This is a genomic window from Corynebacterium sp. LaCa_23, from assembly GCF_058182375.1.
The window spans coordinates 1704956-1716981 of record NZ_CP190825.1; the positions used below are offsets into that span (position 1 = coordinate 1704956).

Sequence of the window (12026 nt, forward strand, 5' to 3'; positions counted from 1 at the left end):
CACACCAGCGTAGCGGTTTGCGCTTAGCGCATGAAGGACGGCACATCGAGATCGTCGTCGCCATCGTCATCGCGGCGCTGGCTTGGCCGGGACAGGCGGTAGTCTTCGCGGCGCTCCTCGCGGAAGCGATCGGAGTTGGTAAACAGGCCGGTGGATTCGGTGCGGCGCTCCTCGGGGCGGCGTTCTTCCACACGGCGGTCGTCGTAGCGACGATCGTCTACGCGGCGCTCATCAGCGCGGCGGTCCTCCACGCCACCCTGACCGGCGCGCGGCTCATAGGAGTGGCGCGGTGCGTAGTCATCGGCGGCGGGCTGGGCAGGTGCGGGGGTGGCGGAGTTGCCGGACTCGCGGTCACGGTTATCAAAGAGGGAGCCGGGCTTGCGCTGCTCGGGGGCGCGCTGGGCGGATGCGGCCTGGGCGGCATTGGCCTCGGCGTCGAAACCGGTAGCGATGATAGTGATGCGGATTTCATCGCCCAAGGTGTCATCGATGATGGTGCCGAAGATGAGGTTGACGTCTTCGTCGGCACGCTCTTCGACCATGGAGGCCGCGGAGTTGACCTCGTGCAGGCCCAAGTCGGAGCCGCCGGCGATGGACAGCAGCACGCCTTTGGCGCCTTCCATCGTGGATTCCAATAGCGGCGAGTTAATGGCCTGCTCAGCGGCGGTCATGGCGCGGTTATCGCCCCGTGCGGAGCCGATGCCCATCAGCGCGGAGCCGGCATCAGACATGACGGAGCGAACGTCAGCAAAGTCAACGTTGATCATGCCCGGGATGGTGATCAGGTTGGTAATACCCTGGACACCATTGTGCAGAACCTCATCGGCCGCGCGGAAGGCTTCCACGATGGAAAGCTCTTCCCCACCGAGCTGCATCAGGCGGTCATTTGGAATAACGATGAGGGTATCGCAAACCTCGCGCAGCTCCTCGATGCCGGCCATGGCCTGGCGGGTACGGCGCGCGCCCTCGAACTTGAAGGGGCGGGTGACAACGCCCACGGTCAGCGCGCCCATCTTCTTCGCAATGGAAGCCACAACGGGGGCGGCACCTGTACCAGTGCCGCCACCCTCTCCGGCGGTAACGAAGACCATATCGGAGCCCTGCAGGGCATCCTCGATTTCGGACTTGTGGTCTTCCGCAGAGGTCTTGCCCACCTCAGGGTTGGCGCCAGCACCCAATCCGCGGGTGGCCTCGCGGCCGATGTCGAGCTTGGTATCGGCATCGGAGAAAATCAGCGCCTGGGAGTCGGTGTTGATGGCGACGAATTGGACGCCCTTCAGGCCTTCTTCGATCATGCGGTTCACGGCGTTGACGCCGCCGCCGCCGACGCCGACGACCTTGATATCCGCGAGATTGTTGTTGGAAGAGATCATGTGAGCAGGTCTCACCTTTCGCTACTTTAAGTCTGCACGTGCATTAAACGAGGATTGTATGCGCTTCACGAGCGTGAATCGCGTTCCCCTCCATCTTTAACGACACACCTGTAATTTTCATGCTCATTTTACGCGTGTCGGGACTCTCAAGTACCACTTTAGGGTTGCTGGCCTGCGGTTTTGTCCGCCACTTCCGCACCATTGACACCACCTAAAAGAGAAAATAAAAGACCCTGCAGCGCATACGCTTCGGGCGCGGCGCGGCAGGGAAATTTTCGGGTCTGACTCAGCCTCCACCGAGGTATCTACCCTATCCGCGGGTAGTGACCAATTCGGGGTTAGAAATATTCCATTCTCGGCCCTCCATCTTCAGCACGGTGGCGAAGGCGCGGGCCTTATCATCGTTATTTTTATCGCTCGCACCCCAGAAAATGCGGCGATCATCCTTGGTAGTGAACTGCAGAGAATAGGAATCGGTGACCTCGAGGGTGGCGACTTGGTGGCGCACGTCATCGGAAAGTGCGGCAATGGCAGCCACCGCGTCTTGGGCCTCGGAGGAGCCACTGTCGATGTCCCCGGTAAGTTCTACCGCACCTTCAGGCGGCTCTGCGGAAGTAAATTCCTCGCCCTTGTCATCGATGAGGTAGGTGGTGTCGTCTCGCTTCACGAAGGCGACGGGCTTGTGTTCCTGCACGGAAATGGTCAAGGTCGAGGGCAGATCGCGCGAGACCGTCACCGAATCCGCCCAGTCCAGGCTCGCAACGCCACTGGCGGCCTCGTGCGCGTCCACCCGCAAGAGGTTTTCGCCCTCGGGCACGCCCGCGGCCTCCTGTACCTGGGCGGCATCGAGCTGGTGCACGCCCTCCACCTCAAAGTTTTTCACCTTGAAGATGGGCAGTGCCCATACCGCGGCTCCCACCACCAGCACGAGGGCGAGCAAGCCGCCGATGATGCCGAAAATGAGTTTCTTCGACACCCGCACTAGTGGGCCCGCAATTCATCGAGGATTTCCGCGGCCACGAGGGTGATGGAACCGGCGCCAATAGTCAAGATGATATCGCCCGGCTGCGCGATGGAGACCACGTCCTTGGCTGCGGCGGAAAAGTCTGGCTCGAAGATAACCTCCATCTCCTCCGGCATCTTATTGGTGATAATGCGGGAGGTAATGCCTTCCACGGGTTGCTCGCGGGCGCCGTAGATGTCGAGTACAACGGCGGCATCGGCAAGCGCAAGCGCCTGCGCGAACTCGGCGTCGAATTCCATGGTGCGCGAGTACAGGTGCGGCTGGAAGCAGGCGATGACGCGCCCGCCATTGCCCTCGGCCGCGACCTTGGCACGCGCGGCCCGCAGCACCGCGGCAACCTCGGTGGGATGGTGGGCATAATCGTCAAAGACGCGGACGCTGCCGCCCTGCCAATCCACACTGCCCCGGTACTCAAAGCGGCGGCGCACGCCGCTGAAATCCGCAAGCCCCTCCGCGATGGTGCTGGGCTCGCCACCCGATAACACGCCGGCGATAAGCGCCGCCATGGAGTTAAGCACCATGTGGTGGCCGGGAATCTGCAGCTGGTAGCTCACGGATTCCTCCACGCCGGGCAGGGACAGCTGCACGGTACACGCCATGCCAGCGGCGGTGGTTTCCTCCGCGGTCAGCGTCGCGGCAAGCGGAGCGGAGGTGGTGCGGGCCTTTTCCGCGCCGCCATAGCCGATGACGTTGATGCCGCGGCTAAGCGCCTGCTCACCGATCTCGGCCGCGTGCTCGTCCTCCGCGCAGACGACGAGGTAACCGGTATCCGGGGTGACCAGGTCCGCGAAGTCCGCAAAGACCTTGAAATAGGCATCCGCGGAGTGGAAGTAATCGAGGTGGTCCGGCTCCGCGTTGGTGATGACGGCGATATCGGGGCTATAGCGCAAGAGCGAGGCATCGGACTCATCGGCCTCGGCAACGAAGGCCTCGCCGGTGCCGCCGTGCGCGTTGGTGCCGGCGCGGTTGAGCTGGCCGCCGATGGCAAAGGAGGGATCCAAGCCCGCGTGCTGCATGGCGCTGACAGCCATCGAGGTCGTTGAGGTCTTGCCGTGCGTGCCGGCCAACAGCACCTGGGTGTGGCCCTCCATCAGCGCGGCGAGCAGATCCGAGCGGCGAATGAGCGGGATATTATTGTCCCGCGCTGCGACGAGCTCCGGGTTATCCTGCGGAATCGCCGCGAAGGAGGTGACGACGGTGGTGGGCAGCTCGCCAGAAAGCTTGAGGTTTTCCGCAGCGTGGCCGATGGCTACCTTGGCGCCCATCGAGCGCAATACCTCCACCGGGGTGGAGTCCTTCACATCGGAGCCGGTCACGACGGCACCGCGGGCGGCAAGGATGCGGGCAAGACCCGACATTCCAGAGCCTCCGATGCCAATAAGGTGGACGCGGCTGAGATCGTACTGTGCGGGATCGGTCATTTACTTATCCTTCTTTCCTGCCTGCAGTTCTGCGTCCTGCACGCGGGTGGCGATGCGGTCAGCGATGATATTCGCCGCATCCCCCGCCTTAGACTGGGCGGCGGCCTGCGTCATGGATTTCAGGCGCTCTGGATCATCGAGGATGGCGCGGACCTCTTCGATGAGGCGATCGGCGCCCAATTCGGCATCGGCAATCTGCACCGCAGCGCCGGCTTCTACCAATTCGCGCGAGTTCAGCGCTTGCTCGCCATTGCCGTGTGGCAGCGGGACGTAGATGGCGGGAAGGCCCGCGGCAGAGACCTCTGCCACCGTCATCGCGCCCGAACGGCACACCACAAGGTCCGCCGCAGCGAGCGCACCGGCCATGTCATCGATGTACGGCAATGCGGCGTAGTTCGGGTGCGGCTTAGGCGGATCATTTTTCTTGCCATAGGCGTGCAGCAGCTGGAAGTCCTTGGTGAGGTCCTCTGCTGCGCCCGCCACGGCGCCATTGATGCTGGCCGCACCCTGGGAACCGCCGGTAATGAGGATGGTGGGCAACTGCGCCAAGTCCCACTTCGTGCGGGCATCCGCGGCGGTATTCCCGTCCTTATCCGCGGCAGACGCGGCCAGGCTGGGGCGCACCGGGATGCCGATGACCTCGCCCTCCATGCCCGAATTGGCGTGGGCATTAAGGCCAATGCCGCCGAGCTTGACGCCCAGCTTATTGGCCATGCCTGCCAGGGCGTTGGTCTCGAGGACATAGAAGGGAATGCCTAAGGTCTTTGCAGCGATATAGGCCGGCCCGGAGACATAACCACCGGTACCAAAGACGACATCGGCCTCGACGTCCTTTAAGACCTTGCGCGCCTGGCGGACGGACCGCGCAAGCTTGACGGGCAGCTTGGCCAGGTTGGTGCTCACTTTGCGGGGAATCGGCACGGGGGTAATCAGGCGCAGGTCCACGCCGCGGGCGGGAATAATATCGCTTTCCAGCCCCTTTTCGGTCCCTAATGCGGTAATCCGGGCGCCGTAGCGCTCGCGCAAAGCTTCACCGACGGCAAGGGCGGGCTCAATATGTCCTGCAGTGCCGCCACCTGCAAGGACGACGGAAAATGGCGTGGAATTCATAGCCTAAAGGCTACCAGCGCCTACCGCCTCGGGCGGTGCTCGGCGCGCGGATACCTCCGCCCGCTTCCGGTCACCGGCCGGCCGTAGCGCTCGTCGCGCACCCGCGGACGGGCACCCTGCGGCTGGGAGTGACGGCCCCGCGATTTCTTCTTCGCCGCCGGCGGCTCCGGCTCGCCGATGAAAAAGAGGCGATCAAATAGCGGGCGCCCGAAGTTCTGCATGGCAGAAATCTGCATCGGCTCATGGCGGGCCACGTTGCACAAGATGCCCATCGAGCCAATCGTAATAATCGCGGCCGTACCACCCGCGGAAATCATCGGCAGCTGAATACCGGTCACCGGCAGCAAGCCGACGACGTAGGCGATATTGATAAACGCCTGGGTCACCACGCCGATGGTTAGCGTCGCGGCCAGCAGGGATTGGTATTGGTTCTGCGCGCGGGTGGCGGTGCGCAGGCCCACGTAGCCCAAGGCTGCGAAAAGGATGATCACTAGCGCGCCGCCCCACAGGCCGAGCTCCTCGCCCACGATGGCGAAGATGAAGTCATTCTTGGCTTCTGGCAGGTAGAACCACTTGGCGCGGGATTGGCCGAGGCCAACGCCCCAGAAGCCGCCATCGGCAAGCGAGAGAAAGCCCTGGTAAGACTGGAAACCCGTGCCCTGGGTATCGGAGATATTGCCAAAGAGGGCATCGAAATAGGTGTGGAAACGGTGGGAGCGGAAGCCGCCGATGAGGAAGACGGCGACCAGGCCCAGCACACAGAGGATGCCGATGATGATGGGCACCCGCCTGTTGACGCCGGCGAAAAAGAGCGTGAAGACCACAACGAGGGCGAAGGACAAGGCCATGCCCAAGTCGCCCTGCCCCACGATGAGCAGGAACATGAGGCCCGCGATGAGCGAGTACATCATGAACGGGTCCGAGAGCTTGAGGGAATGGTGTTTCTTATCCGCGAGCACCGAGGCGCCGAACATGCCCACCGTGATGCGTGCCAGCTCGGAGGGCTGCAGGGAAATAGGGCCAATGTAGATCCACGACTGGGAGCCCACCTCCTCGCGGCCGGTACCGATGCCAGGGATGAGCACCGCGATCAACAGCAGAATGGAAAGGGCCAATAGCCACGGGATAAATTTGCGCAGCGTATGCGGGGAAACTTTGAGGCCGAGCCAAAACGCACCCAAGCCGATGATGACCATGGCGGTTTGGCGCAGCGCCTGGTTCCACACGCCGCCATCTTCTGTTAGCGACGTGGCCATGGACGAGGAAAAGACCATGACCACGCCGATGCCAATGAGCGAGAAGATAATCAGGCGCAAAAGCAGATAATCCAGGCCGGGATGCTGGCGGGCTTGTTCGCGCACGTCATTAATCCGCTCGCGCGTGCTCTTTGCGCGGGGGCGCTGCGGGGAGGTGGCCGTCATGAAGTCTCCTAATTTTGAAAAAGGTCTAATGCGCGCGGGCGATATCCCGCGCCGCCGCGGCAAAAAGGTCGCCGCGTTGGGCCATTCCGGTGTACATATCCAACGATGCCGCAGCCGGCGCCAAGAGGACGGTATCGCCCGGCTCGGCGTGTTGCGCTGCGGCGCCCACGGCAGCATTCATTGCCGCCTGCGGATCGGTATCCTCGATGAGCTCAACCGGGGTTTGCGGGGCGCGGCGGGCCAGCGCCTCGGCGATGATGCTCTTGTCGATGCCCACCAGCACCGCCGCCTTCAACCGCGCGGCGTGGGTAGCGATGAGCTCATCTACATCCGCGCCCTTCAACTGACCGCCAGCGACCCAGACCACCGAATTGAAGCCTTCTAGGGCGGCATCGGCCGCATGCGGGTTGGTGGCCTTGGAGTTATCGATATAGGCCACCCCGCCGTGCTCGTGGACCACGGCCCCGCGGTGACCGGCCACCGCATAGGCGGCCAGGCCCTCCTGGATGGCGGCGGGGCTAGCGCCTGCCAAGCGGGCCACGCTCGCGGCCGCCGCCGCGTCGAGGACACCCGCAAGGCCCGCCGGCTCGATGCCCTCGGCGGAGGCAAGATCTAAGGCGTCCTCGCCTTCCAGCCTGGAGACCAAGCGCCCGGCGCTCACCCCTACCTCACCAGTGGCCGGTTCGCCGGCGGTAAAGCCGTATACGCCGTCGATTCCAGCGGCATAGCGGCCCGCGGCAGCATCGTCTTTGCCCACCACGGCGCGGGTGCCGTGCAGGGCCTTGGCTTTGGCGCTCGCATAGGCATCAAAGGAACCGTGCCAATCTAGGTGGTCTTCGGCCACGTTGAGCAGCACGCCGACATCGGGGCGAAGCTCGCTGGACCAGTGCAATTGGAAGGACGAAAGCTCGGCGCACAGGATGTCGACCCGCGGGGAGGCGGTCAGGGCATCAAAAAGCGAGACGCCAATATTGCCCACGGCTTGCGCGCGCAGCCCGGTGCGAGCGGTATCGGCCTGCATGATTTTGGTCAGCATTCCCGTGGTGGTGGTCTTGCCGTTCGTGCCGGTGACAACGAGCCAGGTTCGCTGCGGTCCGAAGACCTCGGCGCGGTCGAGGCGGTAGGCCAGCTCGACATCGCCGATGACCTCCACGCCGGTGGCCTGGAAGGAATCTAAGAGGGTGGAATCGGGCCGCCATCCCGGCGAGGTCACCACCAGGTCATACTCACCCGGTGCTGGAGCGTCGGTCGATACCGTAGCCACGCCAAACTCTTCCGCCAAGGCCGCTAGGGCCGCGGCATTGGAATCTGCGACGGTGGTATCCACGCCGAGGCGCGCGAGCATCGCCACGCACCCGCGGCCAGAGACGCCGGCTCCTGCGACGAGGACGCGCCCGCGCAGAAAAGGTGGTAGCTCAGCCATGATGAGTGCCTCAATCCTTAAGTATCTAGTGCCAAAACTTTATTGCAGGTTTCCAAAGCTGACTGCAGAGAGCCAATCGCCGTAGAAGATGCAGATGCCCGCCATCGCGGCCATCGCGCTTAATAGCCAGAAACGCGTGACAACCGCAGTCTCTGCCCAGCCGCCATTTTCAAAGTGATGGTGGATGGGCGCCATGCGGAAAAAGCGCTTGCCTGTCGTACGGAAGACCACGATCTGGATGACCACGGAGACCGTCTCGATGACGAAGATGGCGCCGATGATGATCATCAGCAGCTCGGTGCGGGTGGTCACAGAAAGGCCGGCGACGAGGCCGCCGAGCGCGAGCGAACCGGTATCGCCCATGAAGATTTTCGCCGGTGCGGCATTCCACCACAGGAAGCCGAGGCAGCCACCCAGGCCCGCGGCTGCGAGAACCGCGAGGTCAAGAGGATCGCGGACCTCGTAGCAACCAGCGGCCGGGGAAATCGAGCACGAGTTGCGGAACTGCCAGAAGCTAATGAGCGTATAGGCCCCCATCACCATGGCGGTAGTACCTGCGGCGAGGCCGTCCAGCCCATCGGTCAGGTTGACCGCATTCGACCACGCGGCGATGAGCAGGTACAAAAAGACCAAGAAAATGATGGTACCAATAACGGCGCCGCCGACGGCGATATCGAAGGTATCGAAGTCGCGGACGAAGGACAGGTTGGTCGAGGCAGGGGTTAGCCCATTGGCATCCGGGAATTGTAGGGCGAGGATGCCGAAGATGAGCGCGATGGCCAGCTGGCCTACCAGCTTGGCGGTTTTATTGAGGCCGAGGTTGCGCTTTTTGAACAGCTTGATGAAGTCATCGGCAAAACCCAGGCCGCCGAGTCCCATGGTCAAGAAGTAGACCAATAACCCCGAGGGGCTAAACCCACCGTTGCCGGTCGCGCGGGCATAGATGCCCACGATGAGGTAGGCCACCGTGATGGCCAGCAAGATCGCCAGACCGCCCATCGTCGGGGTGCCCCGCTTGCGCAGATGGAGCTGCGGGCCGTCTTCGCGGATTTCTTGGCCTTTTCCGACGCCAGAAAAATACCGAACCAAAACTGGGGTGGTAAAAATCGCGACGAGGAAACTAACGACGCCCGCGATAATGATCTGAGTCATTGCTAGAGATCTTTCTCCTTGAGATAGGGACTAACGGCGATTGAGCTGTTCTGCCACGCGCCACAGGCGCTGGGCATTCGAGGATTTTACGAGGACGACGTCCTTGGCCGCGCGCGCGGACCAGTCCTCCACCCCGGCAGGGGCGACCCGCAGGATATTTTCTACGGCCGCCGTCGCGGCCTCAATATCGGGGCAGAGTTCGGTCTGGATGCCGTGTGCGTGCGCGGCCTCCACCATGGCTACGGTATGCGCTCCCTCTCCTACCGCGACGAGGTAATCCACGTGGTACTTAGAGAGGACCGAGCCTAAGATGCGGTGGGCTTCGACGGCTTCGCGGCCGAGCTCGCCCATCTCTCCCAGCACCGCGATGGAGCGGGCATCGGGACGAGCCGCGGAGGTATAGGCCAAGGCGGCAATCGCCGCGTGCATCGAATCCGGGTTAGCATTATAGGAGTCATCGATGACGGTGACACCATCGCGGCGGGTGCGCACGTCCATGCGGTGCGCCGAGCTCGTCTGGTGTCCGCTGAGCGCCCGCGCGGCAACGGCGGGTTCCACGCCCGATTCGATGGCCGCAGCGGCCGCGGCCAAGGCATTAGAGACCTGGTGCTTGCCAAAGACCTGCAGCTTAATCTCCATCGGCGCGACGCCGGGGGCGTGGAAGGTAAAGGACGGGCGGGCGACATCATCAAGCTCAATGTCTGTGGCATAGTACTGCGCATCCGCGGCTTGCGGGCGATTGGCGGAATAAAAGACCACCTTGGCCTGCGTGCGCGGTGCCATAGAAGCCACGAAGGGATCGTCCGCATTCAGCACCGCTACCCCGCCGTCTGCCGCGGCTGGCAGGGCCTCAATGAGCTCGCCCTTGGCCTGGGCGATATTTTCACGCGAACCAAACTCACCCAGGTGGGCGGTGCCCACGTTGAGCACCAAGCCCACCGTCGGGGCCGTGATCTCGGTCAGGTGGCGAATATGGCCGATGCCGCGCGCGGACATCTCCGCCACGAGGAAACGCGTATGCTCATCGCAGCGCAGGGCGGTATAGGGAAGGCCCACCTCGTTATTGAAGGAGCCCGGCGGGGCGACGGTTTCGCCCTCGGCGCGGAAGATGGTAGCCAGCAAATCCTTAGTAGAGGTCTTGCCCGCGGAGCCGGTAACGCCGACGATATCCAAGCCCTGTTCCGCGGCGAGACGGGAAGTCACCTCGCGCGCGAGATCGGATAATGCCCCAATCACAGCGGCGGCGGAGCCATCCTCATCGTTGGCATAAATATCGGCATTGGCGGCATCCCCGGTCACGCGGCCTTGGGGCTTGACGATGATCGCCGGTACCCCCACCGGCCGAGCGGCCAACACAGCCGCGGCGCCTTGTTCTATGGCCTTTTCGGCAAAATCATGGCCATCGACGCGGGCACCGGGTAGGGCTACGAACAAGCTGCCGCTGGTGACCTTGCGCGAATCAAACTCTACGAAACCGGTCACGCGTTCATCGGGATCATCAACGCTATCCAGGCTACCGCCGGTTATCGCGGCGATATCTCCAATAGAAAGTGGAATCATTACTACTCCTTCGTATCCCTAAGAGTATCGCGATGCGCCGTTCCCGCCAGCTTTTCCTCGATGGCGCGCGCCATTTCCTCTCGGTCATCAAAGTGCAGGGTGCGTTCGCCCACGAGCTGGCCTACCTCGTGGCCCTTGCCGACGACGATGATGGCATCGCCCGGCTGCGCCCAATCCACCACTTCATCGATGGCGCGTGCCCGCGAGCCCTGCTCCCGAATATCGGCGTCCGGCGCGGCTTGGCGAGCGCCTTCAATGACCGCTGCGCGGATTGCGGCTGGGTCCTCGGTGCGCGGATTATCATCGGTCACCACCGTGAGATCCGCCCGGGTGGCCGCAGCCTCTCCCATAATCGGGCGCTTGGTGCTATCGCGGTCACCGCCGGCGCCCACGACGACGCCGACGCGACCGGAAGTGCCCTCCAATTGCAAGCGTAGGGTATCGAGCACCGCTGCGATGGCTGCGGGCTTGTGGGCATAATCCACCACGGCCACAAAGTCCTGCCCGCGGTCGATCCTTTCCATACGCCCCGGAACGGCGACGTTTTCCACGCCGGTCAAAAAGACCTGCGGGTCTTCGCCCACCGCAGTAGCCATCCCTAGGGCGAGCGAGGCATTGGCGATATTGAATTCGCCGGGCAGCGGTAGCCGGAAGGAATAGTCGGTGCCGTCTAGGTTGAGGTCAACCTCCTGTGCACCGGTCACTTCGGTAGCCGTCTGCCGAGCGGAGATCGTGGCATCGCCTGTACGCGTTGCCACCGTCGTTACCGGGGCGCCCGCATCTTTCACCATTCCGCGCAGGCGCTCGCCCCACTCATCATCAACGCAGATGACCGCGCGCTCGGCGGCCTGCTCTCCCAGAAATAGCCGGGACTTGGCCGAAAAGTACTCTTCCATCGTGGGATGGAAATCCAAGTGGTCTTGGCTAAGGTTGCTGAAGCCAGCCACGGCAAAGTTGGTTCCGCGCACGCGGCCGAGCTCCAAGGCGTGGGAGGAGACCTCCATGACCACGTGGGTCACGCCCTCATCCTTCATGCGGGCAAAAAGCTCTTGCAGCCGTGGGGCTTCCGGAGTGGTCAAGGAGGTAGGCACCGGCGTGCGATTGATGCGGGTGCCGGTGGTGCCGATTAGGCCTACGGAGTGCCCGGCCTGCAATAGACCAGCTTCGAGGAGGTAGCTAGTCGTGGTCTTGCCGGAGGTGCCGGTAATACCCAAGACCGTGAGATCGCGGGTGGGGTGTCCGTAGATTTCTGCCGCAATCGGGCCTAAGACGGCGCGGATATCGTCTACCACGATGATCGGGCGGGTCTCGTTGGCCTGGCGGAGGTGGTCGAGCCCGGGGGTATCGGTAAGCACCGCGCCCGCCTTGGTATCCCCGACGAACTGCGCGCCATGCACGCGCGTGCCGGGAAGGGCCGCAAATAACGCGCCTTCGGGAAGGCTCGCGGAATCCAAGCCGCACGCGCTGACTTCAACGGTGCCATCACCGATGACGCGTCCGTGCGAAAGCTGCGCAAGTTTTTCTAAGGAAACAGACATATCA

9 protein-coding genes are annotated in these 12026 nt (G+C 63.2%); all 9 read right to left on the reverse strand.

Annotated features, from left to right (window positions below; genetic code table 11):
* Positions 1 to 23 precede the first annotated feature (23 nt).
* Positions 24 to 1373: a cell division protein FtsZ gene (ftsZ, locus tag ACP8IT_RS08185; protein WP_023017237.1), complete on the reverse strand. Its 1350-nt coding sequence runs from the start codon at positions 1371 to 1373 to the stop codon at positions 24 to 26.
* Positions 1374 to 1683: 310 nt separating this feature from the next.
* Positions 1684 to 2355 (reverse strand): cell division protein FtsQ/DivIB, encoded by a 672-nt coding sequence (locus ACP8IT_RS08190; RefSeq protein WP_005278429.1) that lies wholly within the window; start codon positions 2353 to 2355, stop codon positions 1684 to 1686.
* Complete coding sequence (gene murC / locus ACP8IT_RS08195; protein WP_490289890.1) at positions 2355 to 3818, reverse strand: UDP-N-acetylmuramate--L-alanine ligase; 1464 nt, start codon at positions 3816 to 3818, stop codon at positions 2355 to 2357. The genes ACP8IT_RS08190 and murC overlap by 1 nt, the downstream gene beginning before the upstream one ends.
* Complete coding sequence (gene murG / locus ACP8IT_RS08200) at positions 3819 to 4928, reverse strand: undecaprenyldiphospho-muramoylpentapeptide beta-N-acetylglucosaminyltransferase (protein ID WP_005283867.1); 1110 nt, start codon at positions 4926 to 4928, stop codon at positions 3819 to 3821. It abuts the gene before it with no gap.
* 20 nt (positions 4929 to 4948) lie between these two features.
* Entirely contained in the window at positions 4949 to 6349 is a 1401-nt protein-coding gene (locus ACP8IT_RS08205) for an FtsW/RodA/SpoVE family cell cycle protein (protein ID WP_302520338.1), read from the reverse strand.
* Positions 6350 to 6374: 25 nt separating this feature from the next.
* On the reverse strand, positions 6375 to 7772 hold the full coding sequence (gene murD, locus ACP8IT_RS08210) for a UDP-N-acetylmuramoyl-L-alanine--D-glutamate ligase (RefSeq protein ID WP_490289892.1): 1398 nt from the start codon (positions 7770 to 7772) through the stop codon (positions 6375 to 6377).
* Between the two features lie 39 nt (positions 7773 to 7811).
* Positions 7812 to 8924: a phospho-N-acetylmuramoyl-pentapeptide-transferase gene (gene mraY, locus ACP8IT_RS08215; RefSeq protein ID WP_005278411.1), complete on the reverse strand. Its 1113-nt coding sequence runs from the start codon at positions 8922 to 8924 to the stop codon at positions 7812 to 7814.
* 30 nt (positions 8925 to 8954) lie between these two features.
* Positions 8955 to 10484, reverse strand: a complete 1530-nt coding sequence (locus ACP8IT_RS08220) for a UDP-N-acetylmuramoyl-tripeptide--D-alanyl-D-alanine ligase (protein WP_490289893.1) — start codon at positions 10482 to 10484, stop codon at positions 8955 to 8957.
* 2 nt (positions 10485 to 10486) lie between these two features.
* Complete coding sequence (locus ACP8IT_RS08225; protein ID WP_302520333.1) at positions 10487 to 12022, reverse strand: UDP-N-acetylmuramoyl-L-alanyl-D-glutamate--2,6-diaminopimelate ligase; 1536 nt, start codon at positions 12020 to 12022, stop codon at positions 10487 to 10489.
* Between the last annotated feature and the right edge of the window lie 4 nt (positions 12023 to 12026).